The sequence below is a fragment of the Variovorax paradoxus genome (genome assembly GCF_030815855.1).
Lineage (GTDB): Bacteria > Pseudomonadota > Gammaproteobacteria > Burkholderiales > Burkholderiaceae_C > Variovorax > Variovorax paradoxus_M.
Window position 1 is genome coordinate 5,174,409 of sequence record NZ_JAUSXG010000001.1, and the last position, 21,935, is coordinate 5,196,343.

Annotated in this window: 19 protein-coding genes and 1 riboswitch; of the genes, 4 read left to right on the forward strand and 15 right to left on the reverse strand. The window is 67.4% G+C overall.

What is annotated here, in order from left to right; genetic code table 11:
- Positions 1 to 115: 115 nt before the first annotated feature.
- Positions 116 to 1,741, reverse strand: a complete 1,626-nt coding sequence (locus QFZ42_RS24580; RefSeq protein ID WP_307703479.1) for a 6-hydroxynicotinate reductase — start codon at positions 1,739 to 1,741, stop codon at positions 116 to 118.
- 315 nt (positions 1,742 to 2,056) lie between these two features.
- Here QFZ42_RS24580 and QFZ42_RS24585 point away from each other — a divergent pair, with 315 nt between their 5' ends.
- From QFZ42_RS24585 to QFZ42_RS24595, 3 genes are read left to right on the forward strand one after another with little or no spacing between them, the layout of a single operon-like run.
- Entirely contained in the window at positions 2,057 to 2,830 is a 774-nt protein-coding gene (locus QFZ42_RS24585; RefSeq protein ID WP_307703480.1) for a ferredoxin--NADP reductase, read from the forward strand.
- A gap of 18 nt (positions 2,831 to 2,848) precedes the next feature.
- Entirely contained in the window at positions 2,849 to 3,607 is a 759-nt protein-coding gene (locus tag QFZ42_RS24590; RefSeq protein ID WP_307703481.1) for a TetR family transcriptional regulator, read from the forward strand.
- On the forward strand, positions 3,562 to 4,761 hold the full coding sequence (locus QFZ42_RS24595) for an amidohydrolase family protein (RefSeq protein ID WP_307703482.1): 1,200 nt from the start codon (positions 3,562 to 3,564) through the stop codon (positions 4,759 to 4,761). Before QFZ42_RS24590 ends, QFZ42_RS24595 begins: the two co-directional genes overlap by 46 nt.
- 127 nt (positions 4,762 to 4,888) lie before the next feature.
- Here QFZ42_RS24595 and QFZ42_RS24600 read toward each other — a convergent pair whose 3' ends face one another.
- The 5 genes from QFZ42_RS24600 to QFZ42_RS24620 all read right to left on the reverse strand — a co-directional run bounded on the left by QFZ42_RS24600 (position 4,889) and on the right by QFZ42_RS24620 (position 11,487).
- Positions 4,889 to 5,278 carry a GtrA family protein gene (locus tag QFZ42_RS24600; RefSeq protein WP_307703483.1) on the reverse strand — a complete coding sequence of 130 codons (390 nt, stop codon included), beginning with the start codon at positions 5,276 to 5,278 and terminating at the stop codon, positions 4,889 to 4,891.
- A complete protein-coding gene (locus QFZ42_RS24605) occupies positions 5,275 to 6,249 on the reverse strand; it encodes a glycosyltransferase family 2 protein (protein WP_307703484.1) in 975 nt (324 codons plus the stop codon). Before QFZ42_RS24605 ends, QFZ42_RS24600 begins: the two co-directional genes overlap by 4 nt.
- Positions 6,246 to 8,060 (reverse strand): ArnT family glycosyltransferase, encoded by a 1,815-nt coding sequence (locus tag QFZ42_RS24610; protein WP_373423409.1) that lies wholly within the window; start codon positions 8,058 to 8,060, stop codon positions 6,246 to 6,248. Before QFZ42_RS24610 ends, QFZ42_RS24605 begins: the two co-directional genes overlap by 4 nt.
- 52 nt (positions 8,061 to 8,112) lie before the next feature.
- Positions 8,113 to 10,827, reverse strand: coding sequence for a methionine synthase (gene metH, locus QFZ42_RS24615; protein WP_307703486.1), 2,715 nt, complete (start codon positions 10,825 to 10,827; stop codon positions 8,113 to 8,115).
- 49 nt (positions 10,828 to 10,876) lie between these two features.
- A riboswitch (S-adenosyl-L-homocysteine riboswitch) is annotated at positions 10,877 to 10,983 on the reverse strand.
- A 48-nt stretch (positions 10,984 to 11,031) separates the two neighbouring features.
- The gene (locus tag QFZ42_RS24620; RefSeq protein WP_307703487.1) at positions 11,032 to 11,487 is read right to left on the reverse strand and encodes a PACE efflux transporter; all 456 of its coding nucleotides are present in this window, start codon (positions 11,485 to 11,487) and stop codon (positions 11,032 to 11,034) included.
- 89 nt (positions 11,488 to 11,576) lie between these two features.
- Between QFZ42_RS24620 and QFZ42_RS24625 the strand changes: the two genes are divergently transcribed.
- Positions 11,577 to 12,494 carry a LysR family transcriptional regulator gene (locus tag QFZ42_RS24625; protein WP_307703488.1) on the forward strand — a complete coding sequence of 306 codons (918 nt, stop codon included), beginning with the start codon at positions 11,577 to 11,579 and terminating at the stop codon, positions 12,492 to 12,494.
- On the opposite strand, the gene QFZ42_RS24630 is transcribed toward QFZ42_RS24625, so the two are convergent.
- The 9 genes from QFZ42_RS24630 to hutU all read right to left on the reverse strand — a co-directional run bounded on the left by QFZ42_RS24630 (position 12,495) and on the right by hutU (position 21,923).
- Complete coding sequence (locus QFZ42_RS24630) at positions 12,495 to 13,295, reverse strand: SH3 domain-containing protein (RefSeq protein ID WP_307703489.1); 801 nt, start codon at positions 13,293 to 13,295, stop codon at positions 12,495 to 12,497. It lies immediately after the preceding gene.
- An 82-nt stretch (positions 13,296 to 13,377) separates the two neighbouring features.
- Positions 13,378 to 14,427: a homocysteine S-methyltransferase family protein gene (locus tag QFZ42_RS24635; RefSeq protein WP_281149082.1), complete on the reverse strand. Its 1,050-nt coding sequence runs from the start codon at positions 14,425 to 14,427 to the stop codon at positions 13,378 to 13,380.
- A gap of 48 nt (positions 14,428 to 14,475) precedes the next feature.
- Complete coding sequence (gene hutG, locus QFZ42_RS24640; RefSeq protein ID WP_307703490.1) at positions 14,476 to 15,291, reverse strand: N-formylglutamate deformylase; 816 nt, start codon at positions 15,289 to 15,291, stop codon at positions 14,476 to 14,478.
- A 4-nt stretch (positions 15,292 to 15,295) separates the two neighbouring features.
- On the reverse strand, positions 15,296 to 16,750 hold the full coding sequence (locus QFZ42_RS24645) for a formimidoylglutamate deiminase (protein WP_307703491.1): 1,455 nt from the start codon (positions 16,748 to 16,750) through the stop codon (positions 15,296 to 15,298).
- Positions 16,747 to 18,033: an imidazolonepropionase gene (gene hutI / locus QFZ42_RS24650; protein WP_307704299.1), complete on the reverse strand. Its 1,287-nt coding sequence runs from the start codon at positions 18,031 to 18,033 to the stop codon at positions 16,747 to 16,749. Before hutI ends, QFZ42_RS24645 begins: the two co-directional genes overlap by 4 nt.
- A gap of 26 nt (positions 18,034 to 18,059) precedes the next feature.
- Positions 18,060 to 18,629, reverse strand: a complete 570-nt coding sequence (locus tag QFZ42_RS24655) for a HutD/Ves family protein (RefSeq protein ID WP_307703492.1) — start codon at positions 18,627 to 18,629, stop codon at positions 18,060 to 18,062.
- Positions 18,626 to 19,294, reverse strand: coding sequence for an amino acid ABC transporter permease (locus QFZ42_RS24660; protein WP_307703493.1), 669 nt, complete (start codon positions 19,292 to 19,294; stop codon positions 18,626 to 18,628). The genes QFZ42_RS24655 and QFZ42_RS24660 overlap by 4 nt, the downstream gene beginning before the upstream one ends.
- 12 nt (positions 19,295 to 19,306) lie before the next feature.
- Positions 19,307 to 20,059 (reverse strand): transporter substrate-binding domain-containing protein, encoded by a 753-nt coding sequence (locus QFZ42_RS24665; RefSeq protein WP_307703494.1) that lies wholly within the window; start codon positions 20,057 to 20,059, stop codon positions 19,307 to 19,309.
- 130 nt (positions 20,060 to 20,189) lie between these two features.
- The gene (hutU, locus tag QFZ42_RS24670) at positions 20,190 to 21,923 is read right to left on the reverse strand and encodes a urocanate hydratase (protein WP_307703495.1); all 1,734 of its coding nucleotides are present in this window, start codon (positions 21,921 to 21,923) and stop codon (positions 20,190 to 20,192) included.
- Positions 21,924 to 21,935 lie beyond the last annotated feature (12 nt).

Genomic DNA, 21,935 nt, shown 5'->3' on the forward strand with positions numbered 1-21,935 from the left:
GGGTTGGGGTGGGGGCACGCGGCGTTTCGTGGAGGCGCGGGGTGCGCCCCCATCCCGACCTTCCCCCGGCGGGGGAAGGAGAAACAGCCACGGCGCAGGGAAAGATGGTCATCGCTCAGCCCAGCATGGGAGCGTGCCCCAGCGGCCACGGGTTCGCGTCGTCGATGACGAGCCACTGCCGTGCCAGTGGCGCGCCGTCTTCCTGCCACGCGCCGCGCGCGAGCGCCTGCTCGAGCGAGAAGATGTGTTCCATGTGGCCGCCGAGCGCCTGGTAGTCGCTTTGCCGCATGCTGAACTCGATGGGCGCCACGATGGCCGGCGTAGGCACGGTGCCAAAGCTGTTGTCGGGCATGCGCATGACGTCGGCCATCACGGTGATGCCGCCGCCGGGCCACACATAGGCCGGCGCGCCGCCGCAGGTGACGTTGACGAGCGCGCGCTTGATGGCGCGCGTCAGCAGCACGGGGTTTTCGGTGACGCCGGCGCGCAAAGAGCCGCCCGCGCCGCCGAGGAACAGCACGGTACACAGCGACGGCTCGCAGTTCTCGCCGATGCGCTCGACGATGCGGCGCACCTCGGCGGGCATTTCCTGCTCGACCGGCTTCAGCGCCTCGTCGAGCACGTACCACTGCGCATGCTCGCCGGTGGTCGAGGTCATGAGCAGGCGCAGGCCCGGGCGCGCGACCCCTTCTTCCCAGCCTTCGATGATCGAGAGCGGATCGGCAATGTCGGTGCCGCCCCAGCCGTTGCCCGGGTTCGCCACCTGGAAGTAGCGCCCCGGTGTCGACTTGCGGCCCAGCATCTGGATGCCCGACGGCGCCATGTCGAGGCAGCGCCCGGCCTGGTGCTCGGTGAGCACGCCGGTGATGTGGTCGTCGACCACCACCACCTCGTCGGCCACGCCTGCGAACTGGCGCGCGAAGATGCCGACCGCCGCCGAGCCGCAGCCCACGCGCATGCGCTGCTCCTCCACCCCGTTGACGATGGGCGCCTTGCCGGCCTGGATCACGAGGGTGGAACCGCCGTCGATGGTGCACTCGACGGCCTTCTTGTTGCCCAGCAGCTGCATCAGCTCGGCCGTCATGCGGCCTTCCTTCTTGCTGCCGCCGGTGAGGTGATGCACGCCGCCGAGCGAAAGCATCTGCGAACCATATTCGGCCGTGGTGACGTGGCCGACCACTTCGCCGCGGTAGCGCACGTTGGCCTGCTCGGAGCCGAGGAAGCGGTCGGTGTCGATCTTCACTTTGAAGCTGCAGTAGCTGAAGATGCCCTCGGTGACGACAGTGACCATGTCGACACCCTGGGCTTTCGAGGCCACGATGAACGGGGCAGGCTTGTAGTCCGGATAGGTGGTGGACGAGCCCACGCCGGTGACGAAGACTTCGTCGGCGTGCAGCAGGTCGCCGTTCCAGTCGGGGGCGCCAGCCTCCGCCACTGCGGTTTTTTCGGCGGCCGGTCTATCGAAGGGCACCAGCGTGGGCGCCTCGCTCGCGACCGCGCGGCGCAAGAGCACCACGGGGTCGACGCGCACCAGCACGCCTTCGCGGTTGGCATAGCGGTCGCAGGCGCCGGTACGGCCGTCGGAAATCTGGCAGAGCACCGGGCAGGCGTTGCACTCGACCTTGGCCGTGCTCATCTTGTCGTTGCGCGGCGGGGCCTTGCCGAAGGCGCCGCTGCCGGCTTCGGCAACCACCGGCATGTCCATGCCGGGCAATCCGTCTGTCTTGGTGTGTTCGGTCATCGGGGCGGTCTCGTGGGCGGTGTGCAGGGGTCTATCCGGTGCGGCGGGGTTTGCAACAAACGTGCCGTCTGCCCGCTTGTGCGCCGTCTGCCGTTTGTGTAGCATTCCCTACACTTTCATGTTGCGTTCACTACATTCGCGGTCAATGTAGCAAACAGGCCCGATGCTTGCAATGGTGTTTTCTCGCGGTGTTCATCGGGGTTTTTCCGACCAACGACAATGGAGGGTTCGGAGCCGGCCGACGGCTTGCGCCCCAAAGGCGCGCATTTCGGCTCAGCCACCTTCCTCAGTTACCAACCAACTCTTGAGTTCCGTATGAGTGCATTCAGCGAAGAACGCGTCCTGAGCGTCCACCACTGGACCGACCGCCTGTTCACCTTCACCACCACGCGCGACCCGGCGCTGCGTTTTTCGAACGGCCATTTCACGATGATCGGCCTGAAGGTGAACAACAAGCCCCTGCTGCGCGCGTACAGCATCGTGAGCCCGAACTACGAGGAGCATCTCGAGTTCCTGAGCATCAAGGTCGAAGAAGGCCCGCTCACCTCGAAGCTGCAGCACATCCAGGTGGGCGACACCATCATCGTGGGCCGCAAGCCCACCGGCACGCTGCTGATCGACTACACGCTGCCGGGCAAGCGCCTGTACCTGTTCGGCACGGGCACCGGCCTCGCACCATTCATGAGCATCATCCGCGACCCGGACACCTACGAGAAGTTCGAGCAGGTCATCCTGGTGCACGGCGTGCGCCAAGTCGACGAGCTGGCCTATCACGACCTCGTGACCGACCACCTGCCCAAGCATGAGTTTCTCGGCGAAATGGTCGCCAAGCAGCTGCTCTACTACCCGACGGTCACGCGCGAGGAGTTCCGCAACCAGGGCCGCATCACCGACCTGATCTCGAGCAACAAGCTCACGGACGATCTCGGCCTGCCCCCGATCAATGCCGCGGAAGACCGCGTGATGCTGTGCGGCAGCCCGGGCCTCCTGGTCGACCTGAAGCACATCCTCGAGGCGCGTGGCTTCAAGGAAGGCAACACCTCGACGCCGGGCGATTTCGTGGTCGAACGCGCGTTTGCGGAAAAGTAGACCAAGCTCACGCGCACGATGGCCGACAGCCGCTCCGCCAGCACCAAGCCCCAGCGCCGCACCGGTGTGCGCGAGGCGGCGGCGCAGGCCACGCGCGACAGCATCCTGAAGGCGGCGACCAAGGTGTTCGCCAAGTACGGCTACGACGGCGGCAGCGTGGAGAAGATCTCGAAGGCCGCCAAGTCGTACGACCGAATGATCTACTACTACTTCGGCAGCAAGGAAGGCCTCTTCATTGCGGTGCTCGAAGGCATCTACCAGCGCATGGACGACGCCGAGGCCGCCATCGCGCTCGACGCCTCGCGGCCCGTGGAGGCGCTGACCGAAGTCATTCGCTTCGTGCTGGGCTACTACCGCAAGAACCCCGAGTTCGTCACGCTCCTGAACACCGAGAACCTGCACAAGGGCCGGCACATTTCGAAGTCGCTCAGGGCGCGCGAATACTCGTCGCGCGCGGTGGCGATCATTGCCGAGATACTGGCCAGCGGCGCAGCGCAGGGACTGTTCCGCAAGGACCTGATTGCGCGCGACATCTACCTGCTGATTGCGTCCACCGGCTATTTCTACACCTCCAACCGGCACACGCTCACGGCTTTCCTCGGCGAGCCGCTGGAGTCGCCGGAGGCGATCACGCACTGGGAAAACTTCGTGATCGAGACCGTGCTGCGCACCGTGCGCGCAGACGAGGCACAAGACAACAACACCCCATCCCACGACCAGGACCACACGAAATGGCAGAAATCGCAGCCGGCGGCAAGTCGGGCAAAGTCGTCATAAAGAACATCGGGCTGCTGCTCTCGGGCGACATCGACAAGCCCATCCTCGACGCCGACACCATCGTGGTGAACGACGGCCTGATCGTTGCGGTCGGCAAGGAAAAAGACTGCGACCTCGAAGGCGCCAAGACCGTCATCGACGCGAAAAAAACCTGCGTGGCGCCAGGCCTGATCGACAGCCACGTGCACCCGGTGTTCGGCGACTGGACGCCGCGCCAGGGCCAGATCGGCTGGATCGACTCGACCATGCACGGCGGCGTGACCACCATGATTTCGGCCGGTGAGGTGCACCTGCCTGGCCGTCCGAAGGACATCGTGGGCCTGAAGGCGCTGGCCATCACCGCGCAGCGCGCGTTCGACAACTTCCGCCCCGGCGGCGTGAAGGTGCTGGCCGGTGCGCCGGTCATCGAGAAAGGCATGGTCGAAAGCGACTTCAAGGAACTCGCCGAAGCCGGCGTGGGCCTGCTCGGCGAAGTGGGCCTGGGCTCGGTCAAGGCCGGCTACGAGGCCAAGGAAATGGTGGCCTGGGCACGCAAGTACGGCATCCAGAGCACCATTCACACGGGCGGCCCGTCGATCCCCGGCTCGGGCCTGATCGACAAGGACGTGGTGCTGGAGGCCGACGCCGACATCATCGGCCACATCAACGGCGGGCATACCTCGCTGCCCGAGGCGCATGTGTGCGAGCTGTGCGAGAAGAGCTCGCGCGCCATCGAGATCGTGCACAACGGCAACGAGAAGGTGGCCATTGCGGCGGCCAAGGCGGCGCTCGAACTCAAGTGCCCGCATCGCGTGATCCTCGGTACCGACGGCCCCGCCGGCTCGGGCGTGCAACCGCTGGGCATCCTGCGCATGGTGGCCATGCTCTCGTCCATCGCGAACATTCCGGCCGAGCTGGTGTTCTGTTTTGCCACGGGCAACACGGCGAAGATCCGCAAGCTCAATTGCGGGCTGATCGAAGTGGGCCGCGATGCCGACTTCGTCTTCATGGACCGCGCGCAGCATTCGCCCGCGCCGGGTCTGCTCGAAAGCGTGCAGCTCGGCGACATTCCAGGCGTGGGCATGGTGATGATCGACGGCATCGTGCGCTGCGGCCGCAGCCGCAACACGCCGCCAGCGACCGAGATTCCGGTCGTCGTCTCAGGCGCCCCCTGAGCGCCGCGCTTCCTCTTTCTCCTTCCCCCTCAGGGGGAAGGTCGGGATGGGGGCAGCCAGAGCGCCCGATGGATGCGCCGCTTGCCCCCACCCCCGCCCTCCCTCAGAGGGGGAGGGAGCAAGACGGCTACTTCGCGCGAAATACCAAGTACCGCGCAGACAGGAAATTCACCACCAGCCCCGCGCAACTCCCCAGCGCCACGCCGGCCGCAGGCGCCCAAGGACCGGTGAGCCAATGCAGCACGAGCACATACGCGCCATAGTTGACGACCGCGCCGCCCAGCATCGTCACCAGATAGCCAAGGTACTCGCGCAGCACGGAGGCACCGGCATTCCGCTCGCTGAAGGTATAGCGGCGGTTCAGCACCCACGTAGCGGTGGCTGCCGCAAGAAACGACAGCACCCGCGCCCCGTACCAACCCAGCAGCGGCGCCGCGAGGTACAGCACGCTCACGTCGACCACGAAGCCGATCGCCCCCACCACGGCGAACGACAGGAACTCCCGGCCGAGCTTCATCTGGGTGCGCGGTGGCGCACGCCCGGCGTTGCCAGGTAGCGCAGCCGCTTGGCCTCGCGGCGGCCGAGCCTGATGGCGTGCATCACGACCCCGCACACCATCGACAGCATTGCGGCCAGCATGGCGCCGGTGGCCAGCACCGCCGTGGGGAGCCGCGGCACCAGGCCGGTGTGCAGGTAGGTCAGCAGCAGCGGAATCACCAGCGCGATGGCGCCCGCCGCCAGCAAGGCCGCAATGATCGAGAAGAACTGCAGCGGCCGTTCGCTGATGAACAGCTTGCAGATGGTCTTCAAAATGCGCCAGCCGTCGCGGTAGGTCGAGAGCTTGCTGTGCGAGCCTTCGGGCCGCGTGCTGTAGGCGGTGTCGAGCTCGGCATAGGGCATGCGCAGCTCCAGCGCGTGCACGGTGAGTTCGGTCTCGATCTCGAAGCCATGCGAGAGCGCCGGAAACGACTTGGCATAGCGGCGCGAGAACACGCGGTAGCCAGAGAGCATGTCGGTCAGGCCGCCGCCGAACAGCTGCGCCACGGCGCCGGTGAGCAGCCGGTTGCCGAAGCGATGGCCGGCGCGGTAGGTGAGCGCGTTCTGCCCGTCGTCGACACGGCAGCCCACCACCATGTCGAGGTTGCCTGCCACCAGCGCATCCACGAGGCGGCGCGCGCTGGCCACGTCGTAGGTGGCGTCTCCGTCGACGGTGATGTACACGTCGGCCTCGACGTCGGCGAACATGCGTCGCACCACGTTGCCCTTGCCCGGCGCGGCCACGTGCGTCACGAACGCGCCGCTCGCGCGCGCGATGGCGGCGGTGTCGTCGCTCGAGTTGTTGTCGAAGACGTGGATCTCGGCCTCGGGCAGCGCCGCCTTGAATTGCGCAACCACCTGCGCGATCGACAGCGCCTCGTTGTAGCAGGGGATCACTGCCGCAATGCGCATCGGCGCGCGGGTTGCAGCGGATGGGTCGAGGTCGGTCATGGTGCGGGAGGAAGAATACGGTAGACCCGGCTGCCGTCTTGCTCGTACTGCAGGGCGAAATATTTGTCGAAGTCGGTCCGGCCGCTGAACACCGGCACCACTGCGTTCGGAAGAACGACCGCCACGAAGCCCAGGCCGCCGAGCTTGCCCGCCAGGTCCTTGCCCGACAGGCGGCCGAAGTCGGTGTAGCGCCACGGCCCGAGGGTATCGCCCCAGATCGGATTGGGGCCGTAGTAGATCGCCTCGTTGAGGTTGATCTGGTAGACGCGGCCGGTGGCGGTGCGGCGCAGGTAGTCCATCACCGCATAGCCCGGCACGTGCTGGCGGAGGAACGCCTCGCGCTGCTCCTGTGTGGGCGAGATCATCGCGACCTTGCCCGCGGTCTGGCGCACGGACACGGCCGCCAGCACGGCGAGCAGCAGCACGGCCACCCAGTCGCCGACAAGGCCGGCGCGGCCGGAAGGGGCTTCGACAGGTACCGCGACGGGGCCCGCGGCCCGCCCGGCCTTGGGGCCGAACAGGCGGCGCAAGCCATTGGCGGCCCAGCCGAACAGCACCTGCCAGCCGATCGCCGCGGTGAACGCGAGCAATGGAAACGACGCCGTGAGGTAGCGCGGATAGCGCGAGGTCACCAGCCACACCGCCACGGAGTAGAAACAGAACCACCCGGCTGCGCGCACCGCGGCGGAGCGCTTCCACAGGGCGCTGAAGGGCAGCAGCACCACCGACCAGATCAGCACGTTGGGCCGCGCCGCGTGGTCGCGCACGTCGGCCAGCTGCTGCACGTAGTCGGCCGGAATCCAGTCGGTAAAACCGAACACGCGCGCGCCGATCGGGTTGAACGGGTCGCCGGTCATGATGGCGTTGCGCGCATACCAGTACACGCACGGAAGCAGGAAGCACAGCAGCACCAGCGCCCAGGCCTTGGGCCGGCGCTCGTGCCACACGACGAACAGCGCCACCAGCGGCAGGAAGGTCAGCGCCTGGTACTTCGAGCCCGCCGCCACGCCAAGACAGAACGCCGCCACGCCGAGCCACCGCATGCCACTGTGCACCGGCTCCGATTCGCGCCACCACCACAGCGCCACGCAGGCGCTCAGCACGAAGAGCGCCACGCCCATGTCGATGAGCGCATTCGAATAGTCGCCGATGCCGAGCCAGATGGCCGCGCCGATGCAGGCGGTGAGCCGATTGGCGTGCTGCATGCCGAGGCGAAAGACCATCACCACCGACAGCGCGCCGGCCAGCGCGTTGAGGAAGTGCGGCAGCACGTCGTCGCCCACCTGCAGCGCGGCAGCGTAGAGCAGGTTGTAGTTGTACGGAAACCAGGGGTAGCGCAGCCACTCGTGGATGCCCAGCGCGCCCTGCTCCGCCACCTGCCGCGCATAGGGCAGGTGGTACATCAGTTCGTCGAAGGCGGCGGGCGGCGCGAGCGGCGCGACCAGCGCCGGCAAGGCGACCAGCGCGAGCGCGATCGTCGCGATCTTGTCGGCGCGGGTCCACGGTGCGGAGGCCGCCGATGCTGCGCGAAGCGTGCGCAGCTCGCGCAGCCATGGCCGCAGTTGCAGCACGGCCGCGAGGACGCCGGCCGCGATCAGCGCCACGGTGGCGCCCACCTTGAAGGCACCGAAGATGGCGAGCGCCTGAAACGCGCAGATGAAGAGGCCCACGCCCAGGGCCGCCGACATCGCGGCGTCGAGCCAGGCATCGCGGCGCGGCGGCGGGGCCAAGCGGGCCAGCAGCGCGCGTCCGAAACCCCAGCAGCCCACGACAAAGACCGCCAGTGCCGCGTAGTGCGCGGCGGCAAATATCAACTTCTGAATAGCAACTCCCGGCGCCGGTCGGCCAAGCCGGCCGGCAGGTTCAAAGGTTCGGCGCCAGCAGGCGCTCGAGATCGGATTCGCTCTGCTTGCGCCGCGCCGCCTGGTCCTGCAATTGATCGTGCCCGATCTTGCCGACGTTGAAGTACGTCGAGTCGGGATGGCTCAGGTAGAAGCCGCTCACGCTGGCGGCCGGCATCATAGCGAGGCTTTCGGTCAGCGTCATGCCAATGTCCGCGCAACCCAGAAGGTCGAACATCGGGCGCTTCACGCTGTGGTCCGGGCAGGCCGGGTAGCCGGGCGCGGGGCGGATGCCGCGATATTTCTCGGCAATCATGTCCTCGTTGCTCAACCCCTCGTCGGGCGCATAGCCCCAGAGGTCGGTGCGCACGCGGTGGTGCAGCGCTTCCGCAAAGGCCTCGGCCAGCCGGTCGGCCAATGCCTTGAGCATGATGGCGGAGTAGTCGTCGAGGTCGTCGATGAAGTACTTCTCTTTCTTCTCGACACCCAGGCCCGCGGTCACCGCGAACACGCCCACGTAGTCCTTGAGCCCGCTGTCCTTCGGCGCGACGAAGTCGGCCAGGCAACGGCTCGGACGCGTCACACCGTCGATCACCTGCTTTTCGGTCTGCTGGCGCATGCCGTACCAGGTCATGGCGACTTCGCTGCGCGTCTCGTCGGTGTAGAGCTCGATGTCGTCATCGTTCACCGTGTTGGCGGGCCAGAAGCCGACCACGCCGCTGGCGCTGAGCCAGCGGCCTTCGATGAGGCGCTTGAGCATGCGTTGGCCATCGGCGTACACGCGCACGGCCTCGGTGCCGACGACTTCGTCCTTCAGGATGGCCGGGAACGGGCCCGCCAGGTCCCAGGTCTGGAAGAACGGCCCCCAGTCGATGTACTTCGCAAGCTCTGTCAGGTCGAAGTTCTTGAACAGGCGCCGCCCGATGAACTTGGGCACCGGCGGCAGGTAGTTCGCAAAAGCTACCGGCGTCTTGTTGGCGCGTGCCTTGGCCAGCGGCCACATCGGCACCTGCTTCTTGCTGGCGTGCTGCGTGCGCACCTTGTCGTAGTCGGCATTGATCTCATCGATGTACGCGCTGGCCTGGTCGGACAGGAGGCTTTGCGCGACGCTCACGCTGCGCGAGGCATCGGGCACATAGACCACCGGGCCTTCATAGTGCGGCGCAATCTTCACGGCCGTGTGCACGCGGCTGGTGGTGGCGCCGCCGATGAGCAGCGGAATCTTCTTGATGCGGAAGTGGTCGTCCTTCTGCATCTCGCCGGCCACGTACTGCATTTCTTCGAGGCTCGGTGTGATGAGGCCCGAGAGGCCCACGATGTCCGCGCCCTCGACCTTCGCCTTGGCCAGGATCTCGTGGCACGGAACCATCACGCCCATGTTCACCACTTCGAAGTTGTTGCACTGGAGCACCACGGTGACGATGTTCTTGCCGATGTCGTGCACGTCGCCCTTCACGGTGGCGATGATGATCTTGCCCTTGGTGCGCACGTCGCGCCCCGCGGCCTCGTCCTGGCGCTTTTCTTCCTCGATGTAGGGAATGAGGTGGGCCACGGCTGACTTCATCACGCGCGCCGACTTCACCACCTGCGGCAGGAACATCTTGCCCTGGCCGAACAGGTCGCCCACGATGTTCATGCCGGCCATCAGCGGGCCTTCGATCACGTGCAGCGGGCGGCCGCCCTTGGCGAGGATCTGCTGGTAGGCCTCTTCGGTGTCTTCGACGATGAAGTCGGTGATGCCGTGCACCATGGCATGCGAGAGCCGCTGGTTCACATGCACCGGATTCTCCGGCGTGCCGCGCCATTCGAGCTTCTTGCTGTCGTCCTTGGCGCCGCTCTTGGCGGTTTCGGCCACTTCCACCAGGCGCTCGCCGGCGTCGGGGCGCCGGTTCAGCACCACGTCTTCCACACGCTCGCGCAAGGTCGGCTCCAGGTCGTCGTACACGCCGACCATGCCGGCGTTGACGATGCCCATGTCCATGCCCGCCTTGATCGCGTGGTACAGGAACACGGTGTGGATGGCTTCGCGCACCGGGTCGTTGCCGCGGAAGCTGAAGCTCACGTTGCTCACGCCGCCGGACACCTTGGCGCCCGGCAGGTTCTCTTTGATCCAGCGCACCGCGTTGATGAAGTCGACCGCGTAGTTGTCGTGCTCCTCGATGCCGGTGGCAATCGCGAAGATGTTCGGGTCGAAGATGATGTCCTCGGGCGGAAAGCCCACCTCGTCCACCAGGATGCGGTAGGCGCGCTCGCAGATCTCGACCTTGCGTTCGTAGGTGTCGGCCTGGCCCTTTTCGTCGAAAGCCATCACCACCGCCGCGGCGCCGTAGCGCCTCACGAGCTTGGCCTCGTGCTTGAACTTGTCGACGCCTTCCTTCATGGAGATGGAGTTGACGATGCCCTTGCCCTGGATGCAGCGCAGGCCCGCCTCGATGACTTCCCACTTGGAACTGTCGACCATCACCGGCACGCGCGCGATGTCGGGCTCGCTCGCAATCAGGTTCAGGAAGCGGACCATCGCGGCCTTGCTGTCGAGCATGGCCTCGTCCATGTTGATGTCGATGACCTGCGCGCCGTTCTCGACCTGCTGGCGGGCGACGGCCAAGGCCTCTTCGAACTGGCCGTTCAGGATCATCCGCGCGAAGGCCTTGGAGCCGGTGACGTTGGTGCGCTCGCCGATGTTGACGAACAGCGACCCGGCGTCGATGGCCACCGGTTCGAGGCCGGACAACTTCATCGGGGGAACGTAGGGCGTGGACATGGAGCTCACCTGTGCAGGAAAAAACGTCAGGTGAGCGTCGTTTGCGGCTTGCGCCCTGGCGAACAGGGCGCCTTCCAAGCCTGACGGCGGGCCTCTTGATGATGGGCCGCCGCTGCAACGCTCCTTGGAAGGGAGCGCAATTTTACCGGCTGCGGCAAGGGCCGCGGCCGTTGGGGCTGTTCAGGCCCCCTGCCCGGCCGCCGCGGCCGGCCCGATGGTCGCGGCCGACGCCGGCAAACCGAACACCCGGTCGAAGGCCCAGTTGAAGACGAAGGTGTAGACCAGGAAGAACACCACCAGCCCGAGGTCCATCACCAGCGCCTGCCAGAGCGTGACGCCCAGGCCCCAGGCGAACAGCGGCACCAGGAACGCGATCAACCCGCCCTCGAAGCCGATGGCATGCGCCACGCGCCGGCGCACGCTGCGCCCGCGCACGGCCTGGCGCGACTCCCAGCGCTCGAACAGGGCGTTGAAGACCAGGTTCCAGATCACCGCGATGACCGAGGCCGCCACCGCCAGCACGCCGGAGTGGCCCAGCCCGGCGTCGGTCATCAGCGCCAGGCCGGCGCTGGCGGCCATGATGGCGATCCCTTCGTAAAGGGTGATGTAGACGACGCGACGCTGAAATCCCTGCATGAAATTCCTCTGGCAAGTGAAGGTGATGGTTGGACTTTATGTGCTGGCTGCTGATATAAAAAGTCAACTTATTTCAGTTTTATTGATAGATGAGCTTCTCAAGTGACAACGTCGAAGTCTTCCTGGCCGTGATCGACCACGGCTCCTTCTCGGCTGCCGCGCGCTCGCTGCACAAGGTGCCTTCGGCCGTCAGCATGGCCATTGCCAACCTCGAGGCCGAACTGGCGCTGCCGCTGTTCGACCGCAGCGGCCGCGAGCCGCAGCCGACCGCGGCGGCCCGATCGCTGGAGCCGCAGGCGCGTTTATTGGCGGCCCAGTTGAAACAGCTGCAGGTGCAGGCGCTGGCGCTCACGCAGGGGCTCGAGAACCGCCTCACCTTGGCCATTGCGCCCGAGCTGCTGGCGGCGCCCTGGAGCGGGCCGCTGGCCGCGCTGGCCGAGGAATATCCGCTGCTGCAGGTCGAGGTGCTGGCCGCACCGCAGGCCGACGCGCTGGCGTTGCTGCACAGCGGCCGCGCGCAACTGGCGCTGGTGTTCGAGCGCCCGAGCCTCGACGGCCGAGAAGGTTTTCAGGAAGTCGGCAGCGACACCATGGTGGCCGTGATGGCACCCCACCATCCCGTGCTGATGGCGGCCGCGGGCGAGCGCCTGCGGGAGGAGCACCTCACGAACACGCGGCAGATCGTGGTGGCGGGGCGAGACCTGGCCACCAGCGATCCGCGCTTCGTATTCGCACGCCACGTCTGGCGCACCGACAACGCGCTGGCCGCGCTGAGCCTGATCACCGCCGGCCTCGGCTGGGGATGGCTGCCGCGCAATTTCGCCAAGCCCCACGTGGCCGCCGGCGCGCTGGTCGAGATTCCGTTCGAAAACTTGAGCAACGGGCTCGACCTGTGGGTCGACGTGGTGTGGTCACGCGAGCGCCCGCTGGGACTGGGCGCGCAGCGCTTCGTGGCGCTGATTGCGCGCGACCGGCAGGCCGCGGCGGGGATTGCGCCTGCGGGCTAGTTAATCGCGGTGGCCGTGTCCGCCCTTGCCACCGCCTCCGCCGTGGCCTCCACCCTTGCCGCCGCCGTCACCTCCGCCGCCGTGGCGACCGCCCCCTCCACCACCGCCCCGGTCACCGCCATGCCGCCCGCCTCCGCCGCCTCCCGAATGCATCTGCGGCCGGCCGGGCGGCGGTCCAGGCCGGAACGCTGGCTGCGGCCGGGGCGGCTTGAAGCCGGGGTCCGAAGGTGGGCGGAAGTCCGGCCTGGGCTGCGGCGGACGGTGCCCTTGCGCATGCTGCGGGCGAACGCCCGGCCCCGGTGCGGGCTTGAAACCCGGCCCCGGCCACGGCCTGGGCTGCCAGGCCGGCCGCACCGGCGGCGGCGGACGCCAGCCGGGCATCGGCGGCGGCGGTGGCCGGCTGCCCCACCAGCGGCGCTCGCCGTACCAGGGCCGGTCGCGGTAGTAGTCGGCCCAGTAGCTGCCGATCACAAACGTCACGACGGGTATGCCGATCGCCGCGCCATAGGTCGCCAGCGGCACGCGCTGCTGCTGGTAGGCGTAGTCGAGGCTCCTCGCCCAGACCCAGCCGCGTCCGCCGTCGGGCAGCACCACGTCGCACCAGCTGTAGCCGCCGGTGCAGCCGATCACGTCGAGGGGCTGGCCCGGCCCGAGGTGTGCCACCAGCGGATAGTCGCCCGAGGGGCCCGCGCGCATGTTGACGGTGCCGCGCGTGAAGGCCTGCTGCGCTGTCGCCGCGAGTGGCAGCGCCACGGCGAGCGCGCCAACGCCGATCCAGCGCATGGAGAGTTTGTTGTTCATGAATGGCTTCCTTTGCGCCGCCAGCCTAGGCGGCGGCCCGGATGCCGTCAATCAGCCGGGGGCGCGAACCCTCGGTGCCTGCTCAGGCTGCTTCGCGGTAGAAGCCGGCGTTGTTGTTCAAGAGCCGTCCAGGCACCGGCGCCACGGCCTGGCCGATGGCCGCGATGTGGTCCGGCGTGGTGCCGCAGCAGCCGCCCACGATGTTGACCAGCCCTTCGGCCGCGAACTCGTGCAGCAGCCGCGAGGTGACGTCGGGCGTTTCGTCGAAGCCGGTTTCGCTCATCGGGTTGGGCAGGCCGGCGTTCGGGTAGCAGCTGATGAAGGTGTCGCCCGCCACCTTCGCCAGTTCCTGGATGTAGGGGCGCATCAGCGCCGCGCCGAGCGCGCAGTTGAGGCCGACAGCCAGCGGCTGCGCATGGCGCACGCTGTGCCAGAACGCGGTCACGGTCTGGCCGCTCAGGATGCGGCCCGAGGCGTCGGTCACGGTGCCGCTGATGATCAACGGCAGGCGCTGGCCGCTGTTGTCGAAGTACTCGTCGACCGCGAACAGCGCGGCCTTGGCGTTGAGCGTGTCGAAAATCGTCTCGACCAGGATCACGTCGGCACCGCCTTCGACCAGCGCCTCGGTCTGCTCGTAGTAGGCCGCGCGCAGCTGCTCGAAGTCGACATTGCGCGCGCCCGGGTCGTTCACGTCAGGGCTGATGCTCGCGGTCTTGGGCGTGGGGCCGAGGGCGCCCGCCACGAAGCGGGGCTTGTCCGGCGTGCTGAACTTGTCGCAGGCGGCGCGTGCGAGCTTGGCCGATTCGAGGTTCATCTCGCGTGCCAGGTGCGCCATCTTGTAGTCCTCCTGCGCGATGGTGGTCGCGCCGAAGGTGTTGGTCTCGATGAGGTCGGCGCCCGCCGCGAGATAGCCTTCGTGGATGTCGCGAATCACGTCGGGCCGCGTCAGCGAGAGCAGCTCGTTGTTGCCCTTCACGTCGCGCTCGAAGTCCTTGAAGCGCTCGCCGCGGTACTGCTCTTCGGTGAGCTTGAAGCGCTGGATCATCGTGCCCATGGCGCCATCGAGGATGGCGATGCGCTTTTCGAGGATGCCGGCGAGTGCCTGGCCGCGGGTGTAGATGACGGGCTTCATAGCCCCTGATTGTAGGAAGCGGAGCTGCCCTTGGCCGCCGTCAGTGCTTTAGCGGCTTTCCACGAAGGCCAGCACCGCCTGGATCATGCGCCGCACATGCGGCTGCACGCCGGCCGACACCTCGGGCAGGTAGTCGAAGGGCAGCTGCTCCTGCATGTAGCTCGATTGCGTCATCTCGAGTTGCACCGCGTGCACGCCGCCAGCGGGGTTGCCGTATTGGCGGGTGATGTAGCCGCCGGTGAAGCGGCCGTTGAGCACGCCGGTGTAGCCCGTGGCGCTTTCGGCGATGCCCCGCAGCCTTTGCGCCAGCGCCGGGTCGCAGCTCGTGCCCTTGCCGGTGCCCAGGTTCAGGTCGGGCAGCTTGCCCTCGAAGAAGCGCGGCAGCACAGAACGAATCGAGTGCGCGTCCCACAGCGCGATGGTGCCGTGGGCGGCCTTCAGGCGGTCGAGCTCAGCCTGCAGCTGCTGGTGGTACGGCCGCCAGATGGCCTCCCGGCGCGCGGCGACTTCCTCGTCGTTCGGCAGGTCGTCACCCGACGCGTAGATGGGCGTGTCGTCGAAGGTGTCGACCGGGCACAGACCGGTGACGCTCTGGCCCGGGTACAGGCTGGCGCCGTCCGGCGGGCGGTTCAGGTCGATCACGTAGCGCGAATGCGTGGCAACGAGCACCGAGGCGCCGAGTTCGTCGGCGAAGTCGTAGAGGCGTTCGAGGTGCCAGTCGGTGTCGGGCACCTGGCGCGCCTCTTCGGTGAAGCGGGCGGCGAGCGCGGGCGGCACATGGGTGCCGACGTGCGGCATGGAGATCAGCAAGGGACGCGTGCCCTGGCGAAAGCGGAATGCGGGTTCGGTGGTGGTGAAACTCATGGGCTCAATTGTCCGAAAGAAGTTGATTGCGCGCCGTGACGAATGCGGCGGCGGCCTCGTTGTGCAGTGCGTGGCGGCCCGCCTGCACGCGCGGCCGGCCCGCCACCCACGCGGCATCGATGGCCGAAGTGCGGTGGCTGGCAAAGACGTGCGACGACAGCATGTCGGGCGCGGGCAACCCTTGCAGCGCAAGCTGCCCGGCATCGAGCACGACGAAGTCGGCCTGCTGCCCTGCGGCCAGCCCGCCGATGGCCCGGCCCGACGCCTGCGCACCGCCACTCACTGCGCCGAGCGTGAGCGCGGTGGCCACGTGGGGCTGGGCGGCGTCGGAACCGACGTTGCGCTGCCGCCGCGCCAGGCGCTGGCTGTACTCGAGCATCAGCAGCTCTTCCGCCGCGTTGACCGTGGCATGGCTGTCCGAGCCTAGGCCCCAGGCGCCGCCATGGTGGCGCCAGGCGGAGAAATCGAAGATGCCGTCGCCAAGGTTGGCTTCGGTGGTCGGGCACAGGCCCGCTACGGCGCCACTTTTTGCGCCGCGCTCGTATTCGGCCATGTCCATGTGCGTGGCATGTACCAGGCACCAGCGGGCATCGACCGGTGCATGGTCGAGCAGCCACGCCACCGGGCGCTGGCCGCTCCAGGCCATGCAGTCGTCGACCTCCTTGGTCTGCTCGGCGATGTGGATGTGGATCGGTGCGCTGCGGTCGATGGCTTCAAGGCCGGCGATGGCTTCGCGCAGCGCATCGGGCGGCACGGCGCGCAGCGAGTGCGGTGCAAGGCCCAGCCGTGCGCCCTGCGCGTTGCACACGGGCTTCAGCGTTTCGAGCAGGCGGAGCATCGAATCCGTCGAGCGGATGAAGCGGCGCTGCCCTTCGGTGGGTGGCAGCCCCCCGAAGCCGCTGGTCTGGTAGAGCACGGGCAGCAGCGTGAAGCCGATGCCCACCTTGTGCGCGGCGCGCAGCAATGCGAGGCTCAGGGTGGCGTCGTCGGCGTAGGGACGGCCGTCGGCGTCGTGGTGCACGTACTGGAACTCGCACACGCTGGTGTAGCCCGCTTCGAGCATCTCGGCATAGAGCCAGGTGGCAATGGCTTCCATATGCTGCGGACCGAGGCGCGCGGCAAAACGGTACATCAGCGTGCGCCAGCTCCAGAAGCTGTCTTGCTGTTCCGCGCGGTGTTCGGTGAGCCCGGCGAAGGCGCGCTGGAAGGCGTGCGAATGCAGGTTGGGCATGCCGGGGATCACGGGACCTGTCGCCACCTGCGCGCCTGCGGGCGATTGCGTGGCGGACTTCACCTGCTGGAGCTGGCCGGCGTCGTTCCACGCCAGCAGGACGTTCTTCGCCCAGCCCGTGGGCAGCAGCGCGTCGGCTGCGAAAAGCGTTTGTCTTGCTCCCTCTCCCTCTGGGAGAGGGTTGGGGTGAGGGCTGTCGGCCTTTGATAACGCCGTCGTCGTATTCATGGCCGCAGGCCCTCACCCTGCCCTCTCCCAGAGGGAGAGGGAAAAGAAATACAAATACGGCCCTGGCGCACCGCGATGCGCAGTGGGCGTTGGCCGAACCAGTAGGCGAGCTCGGCCGCCTCGCGCACATTCCACAGCACGAAGTTGGCGGGCATGCCTTCGGCGATCACGCCGTGTGTTTGCTGAAGGTCCAGCGCTCGCGCCGCATGCACCGTGACGCCGGCCAGTGCCTCGGGCACGGTCAGGCGAAACAGCGTGCACGCCATGCTCATCATCAGGAGCAGGCTCAGCGCCGGCGAGGTGCCGGGGTTGTGGTCGGTCGATACCGCCATCGGCACGCCCGCAGCGCGCAGCGCGGCGATGGGCGGCAGGTGCGTGTCGCGCAGCGTGTAGTACGCGCCTGGCAGCAGCACGGCCACGGTGCCCGATTGGCGCATCGCCTCGATGCCGTCGGCCGACAGATGCTCGATGTGGTCGCACGAGAGCGCGCCGTAGCGCGCGGCCAGCGCGGCGCCGCCCATGTCGGAGAGCTGCTCGGCATGCAGCTTCACTGGCAGGCCCAATGCCTTCGCGGCCTTGAAGACCTGCTCGGTTTCCTCGAGAGAGAAAGCGATGCGTTCGCAGAATACGTCCACCGCGTCGACCAGCCCTTCGGCTGCGAGCGCGGGCAGCATCTCGCGGCACACGAGGTCGATGTAGGCGCCGCTGCGGCCCGCGTATTCGGGGGGCAGCGCATGCGCGCCGAGAAAAGTGGTTCGCACGGTGACGCCGTAGGTCTCGCCCAGCCTGCGCGCCACGCGCAGCTGCTTGCGTTCGTGTTCGAGCGAAAGGCCGTAGCCCGACTTGATTTCGATGGCGCAGACGCCGTCGGCCAGCAGCTGCTCGAGCCGGAGCGCGGCTTGCGCAAAGAGCGTGTCTTCATCGGCCTCGCGCGTGGCGCGCACCGACGAGACGATGCCGCCGCCCGCCTTTGCCACTTCTTCGTAGCTCGCGCCCGCGAGCCGCATCGCGAATTCGTTGGCGCGCTGGCCGCCGTAGACCAGGTGCGTGTGGCAATCGACCAGGCCTGGCGTGACGAGCGCACCGCCGCCGTCGTGCGTGGCGAGGCCCGCGAATTGGGCAGGCAGCACGCTGCGGGCCCCGACCCAGCGGATCGCGCCTTGCGCCACCACGATAGCCGCTTCGGCCCCGGCCTCCAGCGCAACCCCGGACGCCGCATCGGGCGCGAGACGCAGCCCGGTCCAGAGGCCGTCGGCCGATGGGTATTCGCTTGCAGGTTTCATCATCATCATCTTTTCTCTTCCCGAGGTTACGCCGGCACGATGCGAACCGCCACCAGCCGTGCGTGCTCACTCTCCGGTGTGGGCTGCCACGCCTGCGTTCCGTCCGCCCACCACAGCCCCTCGCCCTCGCGGCAGATATCGCGATTCAAGCGCCACGTGCCGCGCAGAGCCAACACAACCCCATGCGGCGCGGCTTCGACGGACGATGCGCGGTCCAGCACCCGGACATCCGCGCGCCACAGGCCGCGCCGCGTCATCACGTTGAAGTCGCTCGATGCCGCACCGCGCAGTGTGCAGTCGATGGCTTCGTCGCCGCTGAAGGCGAACGGCCGGTGCGGTACGTCGAGCGCATGGTCGACGCGACCGTCGTGTGTGAACAGCCGCACGCCGTCGCCTTCGAGCAGCATGATGCTGCGGTCGACGCCCGCGAACACCGAGAACGGCCCCGCCGCCGCAATGGTCGCGATGCTCACGCGCCAGCCGAAGCTGTCGAGCGCCGCGCCTTGCGGCCAGCTGGCGATCTGCTGCGTGGTGCCGCCGCCGTTTTTCCAGGGCATGGCGGGCAGCGTGGCGCGGGAAAACCGAAGCAGGCTCATCGCACCAGCCCGCCCTGCCGCAGCTTCTGCTCGAAGTGCCTGAGAACCAGCGTCATCGTGCCCGTGAGCACGAAGTACACGAGCGCGATGGCCAAATAGACCTCCAGCGAGCGGTACGACACGCTGATGATCTTCTGCCCCTCATGCATCACGTCGTGGATCGTCAAGAGCGACACCAGCGCCGAGTTCTTGATGAGCGCGATGAACTCGTTGCCCAGCGGCGGAATCATGCGCACCACCGCCTGCGGCAGCACGATCTCGCGCATCGCGACACCGGGCGTCATGCCCAGCGACTGCGCCGCCAGGGTTTGGCCCTTGTCGATCGACTGGATGGCGCCGCGCACGATTTCCGACACATACGCGCCCGAGTACACGCCCAGCCCCAGCACACCGCACAGGAAGGCCGGCAGCAGGATGCCGAAGTGCGGCAGTCCGAAGAACAGGATGAACAGCTGCACCAGCAGCGGCGTGCCGCGAATCGCCGCCACGTAGGCCGTGCACAGGCCGTAGAGCCAGCGCCGCTTTGGGTTGAGCCGGCCGATGCCGACCACGAGGCCCAGCACGCAGCCGAGGGCGAGCGCGCAGGCGGTGATTTCCACCGTGACCAGCGCGCCGCGCAGCAGGTCGGGCCAGCCTTGCCAGACCGGCGAGAAATCGAAATCCATGAGCCGGCCGGGTTACTTCGCGTTCGCGCTAAACCACTTCGCGACGATTTGCGCATAGGTGCCGTCGGCCTTGAGCTTCTCGATGGCGCCGTTCACCGCCTTGGTGAGCTCGGGCGTGTCCTTGCGGATCGCCATGCCGTATTCCTCGGTGGTGATCTGCTCCGGCAGCACCTTCAGGCCGCCGCGCGTGCGCACGTACTGGTAGGCGGCGGGCTTGCCGGTCACGGCGGCATCGGCGCGGCCGATGTCCACGAGGTTGAACATCTCCTGGTTCTTCTCGACTTCCATCAACTGCACCTGCGGAAATTTCTCCTTGGTGTAGGCCACCGACTTGGTGCCCACCTGCACGCTGACCTTCTTGCCGTTGATGTCGGCCGGCGTCTTGATGGCCGTGTTGCCGTCCTTCACCATCACGACCAGGCCGCCCGCGTAGTACGGAGTCGTGAAGTCGACGACCTTCTTGCGCTCGTCCGTGATGTAGATGGCCGACACGGCCATGTCGAAGCGCTTGGAGATCAAGCCCGGCACAAGGCCCTTGAAGTCGATGTCGATCCATTCGATCTTGCGGCCCAGCGTCTTGCCGATGGCCTCGACCAGTTCCACGTCGAAGCCGGTGCGCTTGCCGTTCTCCACGTATTCCATCGGCGGGAAGGTGGCGTCGGTGGCCACGCGCAGCGGCTCGCCCTGGGCGTGTGCGGTGGCGGCGGAACCGAAGAACGCAAGGCTGGAGAGTGCGGCGGCAATGAGGGTGCGGCGGGTGTTCATTTGAAAAAGCTTCCGTGGAGTTGAAAAAAGTGGATGCAGCAGCGACTGACGCAGTGCGCCGGAGCGACTAGCCCGTGACGTCGGCCCTGCGGGCAATGCAGCTTCCATGCCTCGCCGGCGCCGCGTTTCCTCAGCGCACCATCGGCAGCTTGAGCCCCTGTTTCTTCGCGGTGGCGACAGCAATGTCGTAGCCCGCGTCGGCATGGCGCATGACGCCCGTCGCCGGGTCGTTCCACAGCACGCGCTCGATGCGCTTGGCCGCCGCGTCGGTGCCGTCGCAGACGATGACCACACCCGAGTGCTGCGAGTAGCCCATGCCCACGCCGCCGCCGTGATGCAGGCTGACCCAGGTGGCGCCGCCCGCGGTGTTGAGCAGCGCGTTGAGCAGCGGCCAGTCGGAGACGGCATCGGTGCCGTCTTTCATGCTCTCGGTTTCGCGGTTGGGGCTGGCGACGGAGCCGGTGTCGAGGTGGTCGCGGCCGATCACGATAGGCGCCTTCAGTTCGCCGTTCTTCACCATCTCGTTGAAGGCCAGGCCCGCGATGTGGCGCTCGCCCAGGCCAAGCCAGCAGATGCGCGCCGGCAGCCCCTGGAACGCGATGCGCTCGCGCGCCATGTCGAGCCAGCGGTGCGTGTGGGTGTTCTCCGGGAACAGCTCCTTGATCTTGGCGTCGGTCTTGTAGATGTCTTCGGGGTCGCCCGACAGCGCCACCCAGCGGAACGGACCCTTGCCTTCGCAGAACAGCGGACGGATGTAGGCCGGCACGAAACCCGGAAAGTCGAAGGCGTTCTTCACGCCTTCGTCGAACGCGACCTGGCGGATGTTGTTGCCGTAGTCGACCGTGGGAATGCCCATGGCCTGGAAGTCGAGCATGGCCTGCACGTGCACGGCGCACGACTTGGCGGCTGCTTTCTTGAGCGCGTCGTGCTGCGAGGCGTCCTTCATCGCGGCCTGCCATTGCGGCACCGTCCAGCCCGAGGGCAGGTAGCCGTTGATGAGGTCGTGCGCGGAGGTCTGGTCGGTGACGAGGTCGGGCTTGAGTCCGCCAGCCTTCGCGCTCTTCACGAGCTCGGGCAGGATGTCGGCCGCATTGCCGAGCAGCGCGATCGACACGGCTTCCTTCGCGTCGCAGTGCTGCTTGATCAGTTCGAACGCGTGGTCGATGTCGCGCGCCTGCTTGTCGACGTAGCGCGTGCGCAGGCGGAAGTCGATGCTCGACTGCTGGCACTCGATGTTGAGCGACACCGCGCCCGCGAGCGTGGCCGCGAGCGGCTGCGCGCCGCCCATGCCGCCAAGGCCGGCGGTGAGAATCCATTTGCCCGCAAGACTGTTGTCGTAGTGCTGGCGGCCGGCTTCGACAAAGGTCTCGAAGGTGCCCTGCACGATGCCCTGGCTGCCGATGTAGATCCAGCTTCCCGCCGTCATCTGGCCGTACATGAAAAGGCCCTGGCGGTCGAGCTCGTTGAAGTGCTCCCAGTTCGCCCATTTGGGCACGAGGTTCGAATTGGCGAGCAGCACGCGCGGTGCGTTCTCGTGCGTCTTGAACACGCCGACGGGCTTGCCCGACTGGATGAGCAGCGTCTCGTCGTCGTTCAGTTCCTTCAGCGATGCCAGGATCTGGTCGTAGCAGGCCCAGTTGCGCGCCGCGCGGCCGATGCCGCCGTACACCACGAGGTCTTGCGGGCGCTCCGCCACTTCAGCGTCGAGGTTGTTCTGCAGCATGCGGAACGGCGCCTCGGTGAGCCAGCTCTTGCAGCTGAGCGTGCTGCCGCGCGGGGCGCGGATCACGCGGGTCGGGTCGTGGCGCGGATCGGCGGCATCGGGGTTGCTGCTGTTCAGCGCAAATTTTTCCGGAGCGTTCATGGCGTGGTTCTC